19 protein-coding genes, 2 tRNA genes and 1 pseudogene are annotated in these 20,018 nt (G+C 42.0%); 20 read left to right on the top strand and 2 right to left on the bottom strand.

Annotated elements, in window-relative coordinates; all coding sequences use genetic code 11:
• Positions 1 to 8 precede the first annotated feature (8 nt).
• The 5 genes and pseudogenes from A8805_RS20980 to A8805_RS20960 all read left to right on the top strand — a co-directional run.
• Positions 9 to 671 (top strand): annotated as a pseudogene (locus A8805_RS20980) (ABC transporter ATP-binding protein); the annotation flags it as partial.
• 153 nt (positions 672 to 824) lie between these two features.
• Positions 825 to 1,217: a response regulator transcription factor gene (locus tag A8805_RS20975; RefSeq protein ID WP_109714665.1), complete on the top strand. Its 393-nt coding sequence runs from the start codon at positions 825 to 827 to the stop codon at positions 1,215 to 1,217.
• Positions 1,214 to 1,882: a polyphosphate polymerase domain-containing protein gene (locus tag A8805_RS20970; protein ID WP_109714664.1), complete on the top strand. Its 669-nt coding sequence runs from the start codon at positions 1,214 to 1,216 to the stop codon at positions 1,880 to 1,882. Before A8805_RS20975 ends, A8805_RS20970 begins: the two co-directional genes overlap by 4 nt.
• 15 nt (positions 1,883 to 1,897) lie before the next feature.
• On the top strand, positions 1,898 to 2,569 hold the full coding sequence (locus A8805_RS20965) for a DUF4956 domain-containing protein (protein WP_109714663.1): 672 nt from the start codon (positions 1,898 to 1,900) through the stop codon (positions 2,567 to 2,569).
• 34 nt (positions 2,570 to 2,603) lie between these two features.
• Positions 2,604 to 4,307, top strand: coding sequence for a CotH kinase family protein (locus A8805_RS20960; protein ID WP_207657741.1), 1,704 nt, complete (start codon positions 2,604 to 2,606; stop codon positions 4,305 to 4,307).
• Positions 4,308 to 4,328: 21 nt separating this feature from the next.
• On the opposite strand, the gene A8805_RS22410 is transcribed toward A8805_RS20960, so the two are convergent.
• Positions 4,329 to 4,514: a hypothetical protein gene (locus A8805_RS22410; RefSeq protein WP_109714662.1), complete on the bottom strand. Its 186-nt coding sequence runs from the start codon at positions 4,512 to 4,514 to the stop codon at positions 4,329 to 4,331.
• Positions 4,515 to 4,890: 376 nt separating this feature from the next.
• Here A8805_RS22410 and A8805_RS20950 point away from each other — a divergent pair, with 376 nt between their 5' ends.
• The 15 genes from A8805_RS20950 (at position 4,891) to A8805_RS20880 (ending at position 18,490) form a co-directional block, all read left to right on the top strand.
• A complete protein-coding gene (locus A8805_RS20950) occupies positions 4,891 to 5,925 on the top strand; it encodes an iron-containing alcohol dehydrogenase (RefSeq protein WP_109714661.1) in 1,035 nt (344 codons plus the stop codon).
• Between the two features lie 24 nt (positions 5,926 to 5,949).
• Complete coding sequence (locus A8805_RS20945) at positions 5,950 to 7,341, top strand: ABC transporter substrate-binding protein (RefSeq protein WP_242992539.1); 1,392 nt, start codon at positions 5,950 to 5,952, stop codon at positions 7,339 to 7,341.
• Positions 7,342 to 7,405: 64 nt separating this feature from the next.
• Complete coding sequence (locus A8805_RS20940; protein WP_109714660.1) at positions 7,406 to 8,302, top strand: carbohydrate ABC transporter permease; 897 nt, start codon at positions 7,406 to 7,408, stop codon at positions 8,300 to 8,302.
• A complete protein-coding gene (locus tag A8805_RS20935) occupies positions 8,303 to 9,127 on the top strand; it encodes a carbohydrate ABC transporter permease (protein WP_109714659.1) in 825 nt (274 codons plus the stop codon).
• Positions 9,128 to 9,153: 26 nt separating this feature from the next.
• The gene (gene alsK / locus A8805_RS20930; RefSeq protein WP_109714658.1) at positions 9,154 to 10,068 is read left to right on the top strand and encodes an allose kinase; all 915 of its coding nucleotides are present in this window, start codon (positions 9,154 to 9,156) and stop codon (positions 10,066 to 10,068) included.
• Positions 10,069 to 10,121: 53 nt separating this feature from the next.
• Positions 10,122 to 10,856 carry a glucosamine-6-phosphate deaminase gene (nagB, locus tag A8805_RS20925; RefSeq protein WP_109714657.1) on the top strand — a complete coding sequence of 245 codons (735 nt, stop codon included), beginning with the start codon at positions 10,122 to 10,124 and terminating at the stop codon, positions 10,854 to 10,856.
• 15 nt (positions 10,857 to 10,871) lie between these two features.
• Entirely contained in the window at positions 10,872 to 12,167 is a 1,296-nt protein-coding gene (locus A8805_RS20920; RefSeq protein WP_109714656.1) for an aspartate aminotransferase family protein, read from the top strand.
• Positions 12,168 to 12,200: 33 nt separating this feature from the next.
• On the top strand, positions 12,201 to 13,367 hold the full coding sequence (locus A8805_RS20915) for an ROK family protein (protein WP_109714655.1): 1,167 nt from the start codon (positions 12,201 to 12,203) through the stop codon (positions 13,365 to 13,367).
• Positions 13,368 to 13,514: 147 nt separating this feature from the next.
• Positions 13,515 to 13,763: an HPr family phosphocarrier protein gene (locus tag A8805_RS20910; RefSeq protein ID WP_109714654.1), complete on the top strand. Its 249-nt coding sequence runs from the start codon at positions 13,515 to 13,517 to the stop codon at positions 13,761 to 13,763.
• A 240-nt stretch (positions 13,764 to 14,003) separates the two neighbouring features.
• Positions 14,004 to 15,335 (top strand): type I glutamate--ammonia ligase, encoded by a 1,332-nt coding sequence (gene glnA, locus A8805_RS20905; protein WP_109714653.1) that lies wholly within the window; start codon positions 14,004 to 14,006, stop codon positions 15,333 to 15,335.
• 67 nt (positions 15,336 to 15,402) lie between these two features.
• Complete coding sequence (locus A8805_RS20900; RefSeq protein ID WP_109714652.1) at positions 15,403 to 15,951, top strand: ANTAR domain-containing response regulator; 549 nt, start codon at positions 15,403 to 15,405, stop codon at positions 15,949 to 15,951.
• Positions 15,952 to 15,976: 25 nt separating this feature from the next.
• The gene (gene dapF, locus A8805_RS20895; protein ID WP_109714651.1) at positions 15,977 to 16,810 is read left to right on the top strand and encodes a diaminopimelate epimerase; all 834 of its coding nucleotides are present in this window, start codon (positions 15,977 to 15,979) and stop codon (positions 16,808 to 16,810) included.
• A gap of 32 nt (positions 16,811 to 16,842) precedes the next feature.
• Positions 16,843 to 18,060, top strand: coding sequence for an LL-diaminopimelate aminotransferase (locus tag A8805_RS20890; RefSeq protein ID WP_109714650.1), 1,218 nt, complete (start codon positions 16,843 to 16,845; stop codon positions 18,058 to 18,060).
• A gap of 228 nt (positions 18,061 to 18,288) precedes the next feature.
• Positions 18,289 to 18,360, top strand: a tRNA-Gln gene (locus A8805_RS20885).
• A gap of 56 nt (positions 18,361 to 18,416) precedes the next feature.
• Positions 18,417 to 18,490: transfer RNA gene (locus tag A8805_RS20880), tRNA-Pro, on the top strand.
• Positions 18,491 to 18,712: 222 nt separating this feature from the next.
• On the opposite strand, the gene A8805_RS20875 is transcribed toward A8805_RS20880, so the two are convergent.
• Complete coding sequence (locus A8805_RS20875) at positions 18,713 to 19,909, bottom strand: IS256 family transposase (protein WP_109714649.1); 1,197 nt, start codon at positions 19,907 to 19,909, stop codon at positions 18,713 to 18,715.
• Between the last annotated feature and the right edge of the window lie 109 nt (positions 19,910 to 20,018).

Raw genomic sequence — 20,018 nt, 5'->3', positions numbered from 1 at the left:
AAGTAATCATGAGTATTCTTTCATTAAGAAATGTTGGGTTTTCATACAACAAATCCACTAAGGTTTTAGAAGGCATCAATTATGAATTTGAAAAAGGCAGAGTATATGCAATTGTTGGACGCTCCGGTGCCGGAAAAACAACATTACTTTCGCTTCTGTCAGGACTTACATCCCCCACAGAGGGCGCCATTATCTTTGACGGCAAAGATGTCAGAAAGATTGACCGGTATAAATACCGCAGTTATTATGTCGGTGTTGTCTTTCAGCAGTTTAATCTGCTTCCTCATTTGACAGCGGTTGAAAATGTTGAGCTTTCCATGAGAGCATCAGGTAAGCATATACCGGAGAAACGCAAACTGGCTATGGGGCTTCTTGATAAAGTTGAGCTGGATGAAGTTCTGGCAAAACGCCGCATTTTGAAACTGTCCGGCGGTGAACAGCAAAGGGTTGCTATTGCACGGGCGTTATCCTATAATCCGGACATTATCCTTGCGGATGAACCGACTGGAAACTTGGATTTGACTACGCAGGAAGAAATCATGGATATTTTCCAGCATCTTGCAAAAGAAGAAAACAAGTGTATCATCATTGTCAGTCATTCACCGGAGGTTGCCAATAGCGTAGATGAAGTATATGAGCTGGCACCCCTCAAAGAAAAACGGCGTAAAAAACCGGCAATGGGAGATAAGGTTCCTAAGGTCCAGCTCTCAATGGAAGAGGCGGTTCAACCGGAAACAGGAGATGAGATTCAGCCGGAAACTAAAGATTAACTTATAGCGGCACTGCCGAAAGGCAGGGCCGGATTCTAAAAAGGGGGATTTTGCATGATTAACTTTTTAATTGCAACAGGTGAAAATAACATCAGCAAAGATATAAGAGAATCCGCTATATCCGCTGGATTCAATGTATTCGAAGCCAGAGATGGAATCAGCGCTGTCCAGATGTGTGGGAAAACAGATTTTGATATAGTAATTATAGATACGGCTCTGCCTGAACTTGATGGATTTTCGGTATGCAAAGAAATACGAAAATCAAAAGATATGCCGATTATCTTTATTTCCTCTTCCAGCAGTGAAAGTGATAAAATCCTCGGTTTTGAGGTTGGTGCTGATGATTTTATGGTTAAGCCAGTATCGGTCAAAGTTCTGATGGCAAGAGTAAATGCAATAGTCCGCCGTCAAACAGGAAAAAAGTCATTGCAAGGAGGAATTGAATGAAGAAATTCAGACATGAGCTGAAACACTACATTAATCCGCTGGATCATGCGGAATTAAGCTGTAAACTAAAAGCTCTTTTAAAGCCGGATGAGAATGCTGCAAAAGGGCATTATCTTGTAAAAAGTCTTTATTTTGATAATTATGAGGATAAGGTTTTACGTGAAAAGGTGAATGGGTATTTATATAGAGAAAAATTCCGGCTGCGGCTGTATGACAGCAACAACAGCTTTATAAAATTGGAAAGGAGAATGAAATTAAACGGCCTTTGCCATAAGGCAAGTGCGCGGATTACGGAATCCCATTGTGAGAGGCTGCTCCTTGGCGATTATGGGGTTCTAAAAGAAATTGATTCCTCAGTTGCAGCAGAACTTTATGCAAAAATCGGATATCAGCTGCTTCGCCCAAAAAGTATTGTGGAATACCACCGTGAAGCGTATGTATATAAAGCAGGCAATGTGAGGATTACGATAGACAGCGATATCCGTGCAAGCAATCAGCCTGATAGGTTTCTTTCGGAAAAGTCTTTGTCCTTTCGCCCTTCAAAAGAAACCATACTTGAAGTAAAATACGACGAATTTATACCACAATTTATCAAAGACATTATTCAGATACATAGCCGCCAAACAGCAGCTTTTTCAAAATATGCGGCAGCAAGAATTATATAAAACAGGAGGATGATTATGAGTTTTAGTGATATCTTTAAATCGAGTTTCTTAGAGAAGGCGGCCGACTTCTCAATTTTGGATGTAATTGTAGCCATGGCACTGGCTTTTGCACTTGGGTTGTTTATTTTCATTATATATAAGAAATGTTTTTCCGGCGTGATGTATTCGGCTTCGTTCGGTGTTTCATTAATGGCCATGACACTCATCACCACATTAATTATTTTAGCTGTAACCTCGAATATCATTCTTTCCCTTGGCATGGTCGGAGCACTTTCTATTGTGCGTTTCAGAACCGCTGTGAAAGAGCCGATGGACATTGCGTTTTTGTTTTGGTCAATATCAGCAGGTATTGTAATCGGCGCAGGTCTGATTCCCCTTGCTATCATTGGGACAGTTGTAATTGGTGTTATTTTGATTTTCTTTGCAAACAAGAAAGGTACAGATACGCCATATATTGTTGTGGTTAGCTGTGAAGACGGCGAAAATGAATCAGAGGTTATGTCTCTTATAAAAAGCAAAACCAAAAAGAATCTTTTAAAATCAAAATCTGTATCCAGAGAAGGAATTGAAGTTACAGTCGAAGTACGCCTTGAAGGAATGTCTTCCCTTTTTCTCAACGAGCTTTTAGAAGTCGATGGTGTTTCAAATGCGGTACTCGTAAGTTATAACGGAGAGTATATGTCGTAATGCAGTTGAGGCAGAAAGTACAGGTGGTGAAGAAATGATACAAAGTAAATATTTAGGATGGATAGCCGCTGTCTTGGCCGTTTTATTGGTAATTGGCACCATATTTATGGTCATGGCTGTGGAAAAGGGGGAAGTAGAGGCGGCGCAGCCAGAGTATGTCACTGATCTGTTTGACTCCGGGATTATCAATATTGAGATTGAAGCAGATGAAGATACATGGCAATCTATGCTGGATAATGCCCAGGCCGAGGAATATATCATGGTTAATGTGACCGTTAATGGTGTTGAGTATAAAGATGTCGGCATCAGACCGAAGGGAAACTCCAGCTTAAGCCAGGTTGCAAGTTCTGATAGCGACCGGTACAGTTTTCGCCTTAAATTCAATGAATATATAAAAGGTCAAACCTGTTTTGGACTTGAATCCTTTGTAGTCAATAATGTAATGGGAGATTCAAGTTACATGAAAGAATATATTTCTTATGATATTATGAAATATATCGGCGTAAATACCACATTGTTTGAATACGCTAATATCTCACTAAACGGCGAAGATTGGGGATTTTATCTGGCCGTTGAAAGTTATGATGAAGAATTTATGCAGCGCAATTACGGCGACAGCTCCGGCCAGCTATATTCTGTAAAAATGAGCGGTATGGGAGACATGGATATAGATAATAACAGACAAATGTCCGAAATGCCGGATTTTGAAAATATGCCCCAAGATGAGAATATGCCGCAAGACGATGGCTTTGGCGGTATGGGCGGCGGATTCGGGGGAATGGGTGCAGGATCCGGAGGATCTCTTGAATATACCGACGATAATATAAGCAGTTATGCGTCAATTTTTGAAAACGCTGTCACAAAAGCGGATGAAAGTGATAATAAGCGGGTAATTGAGGCTCTAAAAGCACTCTCAGAGGGGCAGGATTTAGAAAAATATTTTGATGTTGACCAGATACTGCGCTACTTTGCCGCACATACGGTGGTTGTAAATCTTGACAGCTACAGTTCAACAATGGCACAAAACTATTATGTCTATGAAAAGAACGGAAAGCTTTCTGTTTTGCCGTGGGATTATGGTCTTGCTTTCGGCGGATTTCAATCGGGTGACGCATCAAGTGTAGTTAATTTTCCCATTGACACACCAGTCAGCGGTGTAAGTATGGAAGAGCGCCCGCTTTTAAATAAACTGCTTGAAAATGAAGAATATATGGCAAAGTATCATGAATATTTGCAGCAGATCGTGACGGGATATTTTGACAGTGGAAAATTTGAGGATACCGTGGATTCACTTAATACTGAAATTGCAGGCTATGTTGAAAACGACACGTCCAAATTTATCACTTATGATGAATACAAAACTGCTGTTGCTGAACTGAAAAAACTTATTACACTCAGGGCAGAAAGCATAAGTGGGCAGCTTGACGGAACAATTCCGTCCACAACCTCGGAGCAGGAAGCAGATTCATCCGCACTCATTGATGCAAGTTCCATTAATATGAATGCACTCGGTTCTATGATGGGCGGAGGTATGGGTGGTGAAGGATTTGGAAGGGGCGGTAATGAAGGACAAGAGTTCAGCCAAGAAATGCAGATGCCTGATGTCGAGCAGAACCAAACCAGCCAAACCTCAGCAACTAGCCTTATTTGGGGCGTCAATCCTTTTGTTCTATTCATGTTGATTGTTGTTTTTTGCGGGGCTTTCGTATTTATTATGAAGTGGAAAAGGGCATTTTGAAATAAATAACGAAGTCTTTCTTTAACTTTTTATGGACTTATCAACATATTTGAGTCTGATAGCAAGCCCCTTCCACCAGGACAGGGGCTCAATGTCTCTTGACATTTCTTCATATTGCAGTTTTCGTATGGTTTTCTCAGCAATATCCGTAGAATTTTCTAACAGCAGTACCTCAATGCCTTCTAAGTATTTATTGTTCCGCCTCATATAATCAATGTAGCAATTTACAGATTAGTTCTTCGAATACTTGTCTTTTGCCTTTTTGAACATTAGTAGCTCAAGAAGTATGGAATCCTGCATTTCTGAATCTTTCGTTTTTAGAACAAAAGAATAAATAATCACATAAAATTATGCGGAAATATGTTTTTTGATATCTGAATGTATTTAGCAAAAGTATACAAAAAAAGAGTGATTTATTTGTAGATTTGTAAGAATTGACATATTGGATATGTACGAGTATTATAATATTAAATAGTATTTATAAATAGTGTTTAAGAATGATTTATAAATACGTTCTTGAATATTAGCAGTTCAAGAGGTATGAGTTAACAGCATTAAAATGAGTGAAAAGGAGAGATGTGTTATGGCAAAGAAATTATTTACAACGATTTACGGACGCAACCTGGTGGGAGAATTGAAGAATATCGTACAAAGACCCTATCTGGTTGTTACAATGGAAGACTTATGGGACAAATTCAAAGATGAGTTTGATGAGGATTGCATCGTTCATTTTGTGAAGACATTAGAATACGATGAAATTATGGCAAATGTTGAGAACCTTCCTAAGTTTGAATCTGTGATTGGTCTTGGCGGCGGTCAGTCTGTTGACTATGCAAAGATGGTAGCATGGAAAAGCCACATGCCTTTGTATCAGGTTCCGACTGCTATTGCAACGAACGCAGTATTCGGACATCGCGCAGGGGTTCGTTTTAACAGTGTCGTAAGATATGTGGGATATGTAGAGCCAGTCGCAGTATACATTGATTATGATGTGATCCAGAACGGACCAAAAGCCCTGAACAGAAGCGGTGTGTGTGATGTTCTCTGCTACAACAACTCCATGTTTGACTGGAAATATGCGGCAGACCAGGGTAAATGCGAAGAGAAGTGGCCCTATGACCAGGAGATGGTAGACGAGGTAAGGGAAGTATATCAGTCAGTTGTAGACGGACTTGATGATATCTGCGCACTGAATGAAAAGGGAATCCGTATCCTGACTGAAGGATTAAGATGGGGCGGCGGAGCTTTCCACAACAATGGATGGAACCCAAGACCCATTGAAGGAAGCGACCATTTCTTATTCTATACATTAGAGTATATGACAAAGAAGAAATTCATTCATGGACAGCCGGTATGCTTAGGAATCTTTGTAGGTTCGGCCATGGGAGGAAATGACCCTGACGGAATCCTGGATATCATCCACCGGGCAGGTGTTGAGATTCGTCCGGAAGGAATGGGTATCACATGGGACGATGTATTCGCAGCAATCAAATACGAAAAGGAATTCCTGGAGAGCAACGGATACTGGTACACAGTAGTAAATGACTTCAAAGTAACAGATGAATTCTGTCAGATGATTAAAGATAAAGTAGTTGCAAAATATGGTGAATGGAAATAATAAGTTTCTGGATCGGGGGATTTTATGAAAAAAAGATTAATGAGAATGACTGCACTTATGGTGGCGGCAATGATGATATTTACAACAGGATGTGGCTCATCGAAAAAAGAAACATCAACAGGTGAGGGAGAAGGAGCCCGTAAATTTGAAGGAACGACACTTTATATGATAGCTGAGCAGCAGACCCCGACAATTGCACTCCAGTCTCAGTTAGATGATTTCGAAGAGCTGACCGGAATCAAAGTAGAATTACAAATGGCGCCGTTTGATGACGTTGTACAGAAGGAGACACTGGCATTTGAAAGCAAATCAGGAGCTTATGATATTGTGGCAGCGCCATATCAGTTCCTTGGCAATATGGTGGAAAATAAATACATACAGCCTCTGGAGCCTTTGATGGAAAATGATTCTATTAACATCATTGATAATTTTGATAAAGACGATATAATTGAAGCAATGTGGAAGGCGTCCGGCGAATGGCAAGGCACTTATTATGGTGTTCCGGCAAATTCCTGCGTAAACTTTTTTACATACCGGGAAGATTTGTTTGAAAATGAAGAAGAAAAAGCTGCCTTCAAGGCAAAATATGGATATGATCTGGAAGTTCCCACAGAGTGGAACATTTATATGGATGTGGCGGAGTTCTTTACCCGGGCAAAGGGTGAAAAGTTAATGGGTGAGACTCTGGATAAAAATGTATATGGTGTATCCATGGCAGGAAAACGCCACGATGCAACAACCTGTGAATGGATGAATTATATGTGGTCATTCGGCGGCAGCATTTTTGATGAGGAAGGCAATATTGCAGTGAACTCTGAGAAGAGTGTCCAGTCTTTGGAATATTATAAGGAGCTCTCACAATATGCGCCGGAAGGCATTACTTCCAAGACTTGGGATGAAGTTACAACAGAACTGCAGCAGGGCATTTCAGCCATGGCTATTATCTTTAACGACTGTGCCCCTGCACTGGAAGACGAATCAGCTTCCGCAGTAAAAGGGAAAATGGGATATGGAGCAGTTCCTGTAGGAGAAATGCCGGCAGCACATTATGGGGCATGGGGCTACTATATTCCGTCAGACTCCAAGAATCCGGAGGCGGCATGGGTATTCATGCAATGGTTCAATACGCCGGAAGTACAAAAAAAGATTGCGCTGGAAGGCGGATTTGTAAATCTGCAGTCTGTATATGATGATCCCGAACTGAACGAGCTTCCATATTGGGAAGCAAGTAAAGAGGCTTATAAGATTAGTAGTACACGTCCGCGTATTCCTGAGTGGAATGAAATGAATAATGTCCTGATGTTAGAGCTGTCAAATACTCTGGCAGGCAAGACTGCCCCGCAGGAGGCTTTGGACAATGCGGCAAAAGAATTCGGAAGAATACTGGATGGCAAGTTACCTGTCACCTATCAGTAACAGATATGATTATAAGGGGAGGCTGCTGTGATCCGGCAGCCCTCCCAAACAGGAAGGGACTCTTATGAGACGAAGGAAACAAAAAAAATTGACGAGTTACACTACACTGGCGATCAGGTTCCATTTACCTACATTTATTACTCTGACTTTAATTACACTGGTTCCTTTGCTATATACGCTGAAAATCAGTTTCTTTGATTATCAGCTCTCTAATCCGGGCAGTGAGCACACCTTTGTCGGTCTGAAAAACTATATTACATTGTTTCAGGACCCGGAATTGTTAAACTCAATGGGCAAAACTTTTATATTCATGTTCTTTGCAGTAATTCTGGAAGTAGTCATAGGGGTGGCGATGGCAATGGCGCTGAACAGTATTCCCGCCTGTCGTAAATTATTTACTTCGCTTACTCTGATTCCGATGATGGTTGCACCTCTTGTAATTGGTCTGATGTTCAGTTTCTTTACAAATCCTCAGTTTGGACTTTATGTATGGCTGGTGGAGAAACTACATCTTCCGCTGCCCACAGTGCTGACAGACAATTCTTTCACGGCCATGGTAATCGTCATTATTATGGACGTATGGGAATGGGCGCCATATCTGGGACTTGCATTCCTGGCGGGACTTCAGGCTATCGCAGGTGAATTTTATGAAGCGGCCGATGTGGACGGTGCAGGAAAATGGCAGACATTCAGGTATGTTACACTTCCGCTTATGAAGCCGGTATTGACAGTCAGCATTCTTCTTCGTGCAATGGAGACATTCAAAGAATTTGACAAGCCATATATCTTAACCGGGGGCGGTCCGGGAAATGCAACAGAAGTCATCGACATTTATGCATACCGTCAGGCATTTACATCATTTAAATTTAGCTATGCAGCAGCAATCTGTGTAGTACTGTTTATTATACTTGTCGCATGTGGAATGATTTATCAGAGGGTTGCAATGAGAGGTGACGATTAAATGAAACAAAAAAAAGGCAGAAGAGCCACAATTATTTATATTGTATTGATTATTTTTATACTTATCACCTTACTTCCTTATTTATGGCTGGTGCTTACATCCTTTAAGACGAAGCTGGATGCATTCGCTATTCCGCCTAAGATTTTCTTTAAGGCAACGCTTGATAACTATTACCAGGCATTTATAGAAAGAGGAATGCTGAAAAGTCTGAAAAACAGTTTGATTGTGATGCTAGCTACGGTTAGTATCGGCATGGTGATTGGACTTCCCTCCGCGTTTGCGTTTTCCAGGTTCAAGACCAGGGGAGATAAACTGATGCTGAACTATCTGCTGGGAACCAGATTTACACCCTTCGTAGTTCTGGCACTTCCGTTATACCTGATTATGAGTAAGTTCGGAATGCTGAACAGTTATGTGGGAATTATTGTTGCGCATGTTTCCTTTAATCTCCCGTTTATCGTCTGGATGATGAAAGGTTTCTTTGATGCAGTGCCGAAGGAAATCGATGAGGCTGCCCGTGTGGAAGGGTACTCATGGTTCCGGGTGTTTGTATCCATTGACCTCCCGCTGGCAAAAAGCGGGCTGGCCGCCACATCCGTATTCTGTGCGATTAACTCATGGAATGAATTCCTGATGGCGCTGATTCTGACCGGAAGAGATACAGCAACAATGCCGGTTGCGATTCCGGCAATGATGACTCCCCAGGGGACCTTGTGGGGACAGATTGCGGCGGTCGGCACGGTTATTACAATTCCTGTTCTGATTTTTGCAATCATAGTCCAGAAGCATATGGTTACAGGCATGACCATGGGAGCAGTGAAATAAATGGGAAAAGAAAGAAGGGGATTTTCGTGGGTAAAGTGATTATCGGTATAGATTTGGGCGGAACCAATCTAAGAATCGGTGCAGTAGAAGAGAATAATAATGTACTCTCTTTTAGTAAACTCAGGAGCAGCAGAATTGCCCATGCCGCAGATCCTATGAAGGAACTGAATGCGATTATTGATGAATATATAGAAGAGAATCATATTTCAGGGGTAAAGGCAGTATCAATCGGTGTCCCCTCTTCTGTGGCAAATGATAAGAAGACAGTTATCTGTACTACAAATATCCGGGATGAAAAAGGTGAGCCTGTTTTTTTAAACAGAAATATAGCAGAAGAAATAGAAAAGCATTTTCATGTACCTGTTTATGTAAATAATGATACTAATAATATACTTTTATATGATATTATGACAAACGAACTGAGCGAAAATTCTGTAATTGTCGGCATTTACATAGGGACAGGTGTGGGGGCGGCAGTGATTATGAATGGGCAGATGCTGGACGGTAAAGACGGCGCAGCGCTGGATATTGGGCATATTCCTTATTACAATGTAGATACTCCATGCAGCTGCGGTAAGAAAGGATGCTGTGAATGTTATGCATCAGGCTGGAAGCTGCAGGAAATACGAAGGAAATATTTTCCGGATACAAAAATAACAGAGTTATTTGTAAGACATGGGAATGAAAAGCCCCTGAAAGAATTCATCCAATCCTGTGCACATGTATTTGCTGTGATGGCGACTATCTTCAATCCAGAAGTTATGGTGATTGGAGGAGGCGTTATGGAGATGCCGGGATTCCCAAAGGAAGAATTTGAACAGGCAGTAAATGAAGCGACCGGGAAAGATGTCATGATGTATGGTTTCCGGTATGTTTATTCAGAAGATGTGGAAAGCAAAGGGGTGGTCGGTGCTGCTCTTTTTGCAAGAAGAAAAATGTAGCAATACTGAAATAAGGGGGCGTAATACCCCTTTATTCATGAAGGAGAGTCAAAATGAAAATCTATAGAGCGGAAGACTATGAAGAAATGAGCAGGAAGGCTGCAAATATCATTGCAGCACAGATTACGCTGAAACCGGACAGCGTGCTGGGGCTGGCCACCGGCACTACTCCGGAGGGGATGTACGAAAATCTGGTGACAAAATATAAAAATGGAGATTTGGATTTTACCGGAATCAGGACGGTAAACCTTGATGATTATAAAGGCCTGAAGAGTACAGATTCACAGGGATACCGGTATTATATGGACAAACATCTTTTTTCAAAAGTAAATATTTGTTCCGGCAATACATTTATCCCTGACAGTTCACAGCCGGATAGTGAAAAAGCCTGTGCGGATTATGATGAAATCCTTTGCCGCCTTGGACCTGCAGATATACAGGTACTCGGACTTGGGCATGACGGTCATATTGGCTTCAATGAGCCGGCGGATACATTTTCGGAGGGAACTCAGTGTATAGAACTGGATAAAATTACAATTCAGGCGAATCAGCGGTTTTTTGAAAAGGCGGAAGATGTGCCAAGACAGGCATATACGATGGGAATAGGGACAATTATGAGGGCAAAAACAATCCTTCTGCTGGTGAGCGGGCCTGATAAGGCGGAGATTCTTAAGAAAGTGCTGACAGGGCCTGTAACACCGGAGCTGCCGGGTTCCATTCTGAAATTTCATCCAAACGTAATTTTAATTGCGGATAAAGCGGCATTGCCAGAGACAGCAGAAGAATAGAAGGGAGATATTACGATGACAACATTGGAAAAAGATAAAAAATATTTGATACAATGTTATACAACGGATGATGTTGTATTTACAGAAGGGAATGGCATGTATATGTATGATGAAGCCGGGAAGAAATACCTGGACTTTTCAGGACAGTTTTCCGCCTGTACCCTTGGTCATGGAAATGAAGAGATGATAGAGGCTTTAAAGGAGCAGCTGGAAAAACTGGTGTCTGTAACCTCTTGTTTTGCAACAGAAGAAAGAGCATCACTGGCTGAGAAAATGATAGAGATATCTCCGGAAGGACTGGATAAGGTCATGTTCGGATGTACAGGTTCTGATGCCAATGAATTTGCATTGAAGATGGCGAAATATTACAGGGGAGGCGGAAGAATCATTTCCTTTAGACGGGGGTTTCATGGTTCAACTGCAGGGGCGGCGGCAGCAACAGGAAAATCAGAGATGATTCAGGAAAACTCAGGAATCTCCGAACTGCTTCCAAGGGGATTTGTTCATTCTGCACCGCCATACTGCTACCACTGTGATTTTGGAAAGGAACCAAAGACCTGTGGATTACAGTGTCTGAAATATCTGGAGCAGACTATGCTGCATGAAGGAGGGGACCGTATTGCGGCAGTTATTTCAGAGCCAATCTTCGCGGCAGGAGGAGTGATTGTACCGCCGGAAGGATTCTGGAAAGGTGTAAGGGAGTTGTGCGATAAGTATGGCGCACTTCTTATTTTTGATGAAGTTGTAACCGGAATCGGACAGACGGGCACTATGTTTGCATGTCAGTATGAGGGCGTGACACCGGATATCCTGGTAACAGGAAAGGGACTGACCGGAGGATATGTACCGGGCTCGGCAATTCTCTGCCGTAAGGAAATTGGGGATGCAATGAGTGAAATCAATCTTCACGGACATACTCATTCCTGCTATCCGTTGACTTGCCGGAGCGCATTGAAGAATCTTGAAATCATTGAGAGAGAAAACCTGGTGGAAAACAGCCGTGAAGTTGGAGAATATCTCCATGAAAAGTTGCTCGCCCTTCAGGAAAAATATGATGTAATTAAAGATGTGCGCGGACGCGGACTGCTTCAGGGAATCGAAATTGAAGGAAATCTAAATGCCGATAAATATGTTCTTGGTCAGGAATTCTATGAGACAATGCTGCGTAACGGACTGATCACTGAGCTGGAAAGCCGGAAGAATCTGGAGAATGTAGTAATAGTGATGCATCCGGCACTGATTGCCTCCTGTGAGAATGTGGACGAAGCGGTTGAAATCATTGACAAGTCTCTACATACATGTTTAAAATAGCTTAATGGAATTTAGAGGGAGATTTGGGACACTATGGCAGTAGAAAAGAAACAGGTTCTGACAGTGAAAAACATCAGAAATGTAAACATGGGAAATATCCTGCAAAGTATTATACGGAACAAAAATGCTACAAGGAGCATTCTTGCCAAGGAGAATCACATTAGCCTTATGACAGTAAAGCATGTGGTGGATGATTTGATCGCTGCCGGGATTCTGGTAGAAAAGGAATCCTGTAATACAGATGTGGGCAGAAATCCTAAAGTACTTGAGATAGCAGAAAATTACGGCAATATTGTGTGTGTGAATCTCACCTCTGAAGATGAAATCAGTTTTTTAATCTATGATATATATGAGAGTCTTCTGGAGGAGCAAAGTGTTTCTTTGGAGGGGGCGAAGAGTTACAGAGAATCACTGACGGCTGTGATAGAGGCGGTTAAGGAGCGGTTAAAAGCAATCGATACAGTAACAGTAGGAATTGCAGTATTCGTGCCAAGTGCATATGACGAAGCAGTGGACCTGGTAAACTACGATTTGATACCAGGTTTCAAAGAACTGCATATCAGAGCATTATTTGAGGAAGAATTTGGTATCAGCAACATATTAGTACTGCATGATGTATTTGCGGCAGCAAGGTCAGAATATGACAGCCTGAATCCTGAGATGGAAAGCCAGTTTTATTTTTACTGCGGATACGGCGTAGGCGGGTTTTTTATCCACAAAAACGTGGCCGTTGCAGGCACAGAAAACATGGCAGGGGAAGTGGGGAAGATGCTCATATCCATGGACGGAAATGAGCAGGGCTGCATCACACTGGAGGAGGTAGTATCCATTTCTGCCGTAAGCAGGAGGATGAAAGAGCAGGGTATGAAGCTGCACTTTTCCGAAATGCTGGAGCTGTATCAGGCAGGGGATAGTCAGGCGGTTCAGCTTTTGACACCTGTGCTGAATACCGTATCAAGAGTTCTGTATAACCTTTTATGGGTATACAATCCAACCAGGCTTGTAGTGGACAGCTGTAAGAGCAATTACTGCAAAATCATTACAGAACATTTCAGGAAGTTCATGGAAAACATGAAAAATGATGCAATTCCGATTTATGTCCAGGTGAGACCGGCAAAATATGATGAATATCATATGATGCGGGGATGCTTCTATATGACAAGAAATGCCTGGATAGACAGGATTGCAGATTCTATATAAAGATGATGCTAAGAAAGTTAAAAGCTCTTCCTTTTTTGACAGAATGGTGTATAATGTTGTTCAAGAATGAGATAACTGTCTCAAAACGGACAGCTACATAAGAATATGACCGGGTGAATATTCAAAAGAAATTGGGAGGCAAGGGACATGGCAGAAGGGGCATTGACAGGAAACGCAGTAAATCTGAAATTTTCAACAGTGAATGAGATTCAGGAGTTTGTATGGACGATTATGGACTACAATGGTGATACAGATGTGGTTCAGGGAAGGAAAAGTGTGGATGCTAAGTCGATTTTAGGAGTGTGCAGTCTCGATATGCAGGAGCACATGGAACTTAGAGTACATAATGGAAATTTTGAACAGCTTAAATCTAAAATCAGTAAGTTCATAAAATAATGGATTGCTTTTGTAAAAAGTGAAAGAAGAGGGTTTGACATTTTTTCTCTAAGTAGTTATAATAAGTCAAAACGAGGATGTTTTCTTTACGGGGAAAGCATCCCTTTTTAAATTGAAAGAAAACTCAATTGTATAAATTGTATTTTCGGAAAAGTGTTTCGGTCTGCATAATAAGTCACAAGAATTGGGAAGTATAAATGAAATAAAGGTTCGGGATATATGCAATAAGGAGGTAATACTATGCATAATTATACGAGAGAAGATATCTTAGAAATGGTAGAGGAAGAAGATGTAGGGTTTATCCGCCTTCAGTTCACAGACATTTACGGTACAATGAAAAATATGGCGGTTACGGCAAGCCAGTTGGAAAAGGTATTGAATAATGAGTGTATGTTTGATGGTTCTTCTATAGAAGGATTTTCAAAAACAGAAGCATCGGATATGTATCTGTATCCTGATTTGAATACGTTTGAAATATTTCCGTGGAGGCCGCAGCAGGGGAAAGTGGCAAGGTTTATTTGTGACATATATCGTTCCGATGGTACGCCCTATGAGAATGATCCCAGATATGTCCTGAAAAAAGCTATACGTGAAGCTGAGAAAATGGGATATACCATGAATGCAGGCCCGGAATGCGAGTTTTTTTTGTTTCATACAGATGATGACGGGCTTCCGACAACGATTACTCACGAGCAGGGAGGATATTTTGATTTAGGTCCCCTTGATCTGGGGGAAAATGCCAGAAGAGATATGGTTCTCACATTGGAAGAAATGGGATTTGAGATAGAGACATCACACCATGAAATAGCGCCTGCACAGCATGAAATTGATTTCCGGTACGATGAAGCGCTTGTGACAGCGGATAATATTATGACTTTTAAACTGGTAGTAAAAACCATTGCCAAGCGGCATGGCCTGCATGCTACATTTATGCCTAAGCCTAAAAGTGAATCTTATGGGTCGGGGATGCATATAAATCTGTCCCTGTCAAAAGATGGTGTGAATATATTCCAGGACAGCAGTGATGAAAATGGATTGAGCCAGGATGCTTATTATTTTATGGGCGGGCTGTTAAAACATATGAAAGCGATTACCTGTATTACAAATCCAACTGTGAATTCCTATAAACGGTTTGTTCCCGGATATGAGGCACCGGTACTTATAGCATGGTCTGCAAAAAGAAGAAGTCCTCTAATCAGGATTCCTTCTGTGAGGGGAGACAGGACCCGAATTGAGCTGAGGAGCCCGGACCCGTCGGCAAATCCGTATCTGGTACTTGCGGTTCTGCTTGCGGCTGGTATGGACGGTATTAAGAATAAAATTACACCGCCCAAAAGTCTGGATGAAGATATTCAGGAAATGCCGGAAGAGCAGTTAAAACAACTGCATATAGAAAAGCTTCCGGGGAATTTGCTGGAGGCTGTTCAGGAACTTGAGAAAGATTCTTTCATTAGGAATGTGCTGGGAGAGGAGTTGGCAGCGAAGACGATTGCTGCACATAAAAAGGAATACCATGATTACAGCAGGCAGGTTACAGAATGGGAACTTGCCAACTATCTGTATAAAATGTAACACGTTCTGTATAAAACATGGAACATATATGACTTGTAATAAAAATGGGCAGGAGGTGTGAGCGAGTATGAGCAGTGTTATAGTTGTATTTCCCAAAAGGGAGACGTCAGCGAATATTCGCAACATATTAGTACGGGATGGTATTGATGTATCAGGTATCTGTACGACTGGTGCCCAGGCGCTTCAATTTGCAGATAATTTTGATGACGGCATTATTATTTGTGGATATAAAATGCAGGATATGTTATATTCGGAATTAAGGGAGTGGCTTCCGGAGTCATATGAAATGCTTTTGGTTGCCTCCCCAGATAAATGGAGCCAGGGACTTGTCAAAGGGGTGGTTGGCCTGCCTATGCCGGTTAAAGTGTATGATTTGCTCAACACAGTGGAGATGATGACGCAGACCATGCACAGAAGACGGCGCAAGAGACGGGAGGCAGCCAAAAACCGAAATCTTGAGCAGAAAGCACTGATTGAGCAGGCAAAAGCAGTGCTGATGGAGCGCAATAAAATGACAGAAGAGGAAGCTCACAGGTACTTGCAGAAAAGCAGCATGGACAGTGGGACGAATATGCTGGAAACTGCCCAGATGATACTAACAATCATGTTAGAATAAATGTTACACAAAAGGAGAAAGCAAAATGAAATTTACGAAAATGCAGGGCTTAGGCAATGATTACGTTTATGTAAATGGTTTTGAAGAAAAGATAGAAAATCCGTCAAAGCTTGCGGTGAAGGTAAGTGACAGACATTTTGGAATCGGCTCCGATGGTTTGATATTAATCAATCCCTCTAAAGTAGCCGATTTTGAAATGGAGATGTATAATGCAGATGGTTCCAGGGGTGAGATGTGCGGAAATGGAATCCGCTGTGTAGCAAAATATGTATATGATTATGGATTAACAGATAAAACTCAAATATCCATAGAAACTCTGGGAGGAATAAAGTACCTGGAACTAACTGCTGAAGAAGGAAAGGTAGTCCAGGTTCAGGTTGATATGGGAAAGCCCGAGCTTAGACCCGGCAAAATTCCGGTTATAGCGGAGGGAGATACGGTCATAGATGCTCCTATAGAGGTGGAAGGAAAAGAATATAAAATGACAGGTGTATCAATGGGAAATCCCCACATTGTCATTTATATGGATGATATTGATAATCTGGAAATAGAAAAAATAGGTCCCAAGTTCGAAAATCACAAACGTTTTCCCAACCGTATTAATACAGAATTTGTGGAGGTGCTGGACCGGAACACCGTAAAGATGAGAGTGTGGGAAAGAGGCTCAGGGGAGACCCTTGCCTGCGGAACGGGCGCCTGTGCGGTGGCAGTGGCTTGCATACTGAACGGACTTACGGAGGATGAAGTTACAGTCAGATTGTTAGGCGGTGATTTATTTATAAAATGGGACCGGGAAAAAGACACCGTGTACATGACGGGCCCGGCTGAAATTGTATTTGACGGAGAGTGGAAGAACTAGTGTCAGTAAACCAGGACACGGAGGAGAGAATGATGTTTAAAATTAATGATAATTATTTGAAACTGCCAGGAAGTTATTTGTTTTCAACAATTGGAAAGAAAGTAAATGCATTTACAGAAGCAAATCCGGATAAACCCATCATTCGGCTTGGGATAGGGGATGTAACACAGCCCCTTGCGCCGGCTATTATAGATTCTCTGCATAATGCAGTGGATGAGATGGCAAATGCGGAGACATTTCATGGCTATGCGCCCGATCTTGGGTATGAATTTCTGAGAAGCGCCATAGCAAAGAATGACTATCAGGCACGTGGATGTGATATTGCGGCGGATGAAGTATTTATTTCTGACGGTGCCAAGTGTGATTCGGGAAATATTCAGGAAATCTTCAGCTTAGATAATAAAATTGCCGTATGCGACCCGGTATATCCCGTATATGTGGATACCAACGTTATGGCCGGAAGAACCGGCATCTATAATGCTGCCACAGAGATGTGGAGTAATGTGATATACATGCCGTGTACCGCTGAGACAAACTTTGCACCGGAGCTTCCCAAGGAGACACCGGATATCATTTACCTTTGTTTTCCTAACAACCCAACCGGCTCCACTCTCACAAAATCCCAGCTTCAGGAATGGATAGATTATGCAAACAAAGCAGGGGCAGTCATTATATATGATGCTGCTTATGAAGCATACATTACAGAAGAAGATGTGCCGCATACAATTTACGAATGCGAAGGTGCAAGATCCTGCGCTATTGAGCTCAGAAGTTTTTCTAAAAATGCAGGATTTACCGGAGTACGTCTAGGAGCAACCATCATACCAAAAGATTTAAAAAGCGGTGATGTAACCCTGCATTCCCTTTGGGCAAGACGTCACGGAACAAAATATAACGGTGCACCATATATTGTCCAGAGAGCCGGAGAAGCAGTTTATTCCGAAGAGGGCAAGGCACAGCTGAAAAAACAGGTAGCATACTATATGAATAATGCAAAAGTCATTTATGAAGGCTTAAAAGACGCAGGATATAAGGTATCCGGCGGCGTTAATGCCCCTTATATCTGGCTGCAGACACCAAAAGGAATGACATCCTGGGAATTCTTCGATTACCTTCTGGAAAATGCCAACGTGGTAGGAACCCCCGGCTCAGGCTTTGGACCAAGCGGAGAAGGATACTTCCGCCTGACCGCATTTGGAAGCTATGAAAATACAGTAGAGGCCATCGAAAGAATAAAGAGAAAAGGGTAAGAAAAGGGAGGATAAAAGGGGTCAGTCCCTTTTCAAAGGGGACTGACCCTTTTGCTCACCAAAGTCAGAATATTCTGAAAACGGGACTCAAAAGGGACTGACCCTTTTGTTAAAAGTACGTTGAGGAAATTTTTTGAAAAAGTTGAAAAAAGTACTTGATTTTTTTTGCGAGTCTGATATAATAACTATGTTGCGTCTGACAAGGACAAGACAAAGAAGACAAGTTGATGCGGATTGGTGTAATTGGCAGCACAGCAGACTCTGACTCTGTTAGTAGAGGTTCAAGTCCTCTATCCGTAGGTTAAAGATTTACAAGGGTAGATTCTTAATATTTAATTTAAAATGAGTGTATGTATCGGAGTGTGGCTCAGCTTGGTAGAGCGCTACGTTCGGGACGTAGAGGTCGCGTGTTCGAATCACGTCACTCCGATTTTATCCCCAGTTTATGGGGATTTTCGGTTTTTAAGGGTAAAAAAATTTGGTCGGTTTTAGTTGGGATTATCCAGTGTGTGCTAAATTCTTAAATTTGGCATTTCGGGCTTGGATAATCTTTTGCTTTTCCTCAAGGTTTGAGGTGTCATATGTGTAATAATTCTCGGATAGTGTCAAGATTATTTCGCAAATTTAATTCCTGCCGTTTAGCAGTCGCTGGTTAACCGGCTATGTCATCAGACAGCAGATTATTACCAGGATTGATAAGATGATCCATATTCATATAGCGGCGGATGCCCCATTGGGTTCCGGCTACATGACGCAGTCTAGCGCATACAAGCATTAATGCACTCTGGCCATCAGGAAATGCTCCGATAGCCTTAGTACGGCGTTTGATTTCACGGTTGAGCCGTTCGATTGTATTGTTGGTCCGAATCCGGGTCCAATGCTGCGTTGGAAAATCCATATAAGTCAGGGTTTCCTCAATGCCGGCCTCCAGCTTTTCGGCAGCCTTGAGCAGTTTCATTTCCCGGAATTTTAAAGCCACTTGCGCAGCTTTTTCTCTGGCAGCATCTTTGCCTTCTTGAGCATGAATAGCTTTTAACATCATGGATACTGCTTTCATTTTCTTCCGTGGTGTCACTGAGAAAATGTTCCGATAAAAATGAACGATACAACGCTGATAACGGGCATCTGGAAAGACTTCCGGAATCGTTTCAAACATGCCCAGGTTACGGTCACCAATAATCAATCGTACGCCGCAAAGCCCGCGTTCTTTTAGACTTACAAAGAAGGAACGCCAGCTCTCCTTATCCTCTTTCATACCCTCGGCAGCACCGATGATTTCACGGCATCCGTCTTTGCCAACACCGATAGCGATCAGGATGGAGACGTTTTGAATTTCACCACCCCAGCTGCGTTTTAGAAAAACACCATCCACATAAACGTAAGGATATTCACCCGTTAGTGGACGGGTACGCCATGTTTCGATGTGCTCATAAGCTTTTTTGTTTAGGTTGCTGATAGTGCCGGGGGAGACTTTGGTTCCCCAAAGCGCCTCGGTAATATCTTCCACACGTCGAACAGAAACACCGGCCAAATACATCTCGATGAGGGCTTCCTCCACCGAAGATTCCCTTCGGCGATATCGTTCAATAATTGCAGTCTCAAAAGGAACACCTTTGAGTTTCGGCATCTTAAGTTCCACTTCGCCAGAAGTTGTTTGGAAGTTTCGCTTATAATGGCCGGAACGATATCCCTGGCGCTCAGGAGAACGCTCATATTTTTGAGCATTTACTAAATCATCTGCCTCTTTGTCAAGCAGGGCATTCAGTGTTTCTTCGACGCTATTGCGCACAAGATTTTTTAAGTCATTCTTTATAAGATCCTCGTTTAGTTGTATAATGTTATCAGACATGGTTTAGCCTCCTTGGAAAAATTTTGTGTGGTAACTTAATTCTACCAAACGGCTATAGACCATGTCTATTTTTATGAAATTGAATTTGCGAAATTAATTATACGTTATC

Origin of the sequence: Faecalicatena contorta, assembly GCF_003149105.1 — a bacterium.
Taxonomy (GTDB): domain Bacteria; phylum Bacillota; class Clostridia; order Lachnospirales; family Lachnospiraceae; genus Muricomes; species Muricomes contortus_C.
The sequence above is the reverse complement of the archived record's forward strand: the minus strand, read 5'-3'. Positions and strand labels throughout refer to the sequence as shown.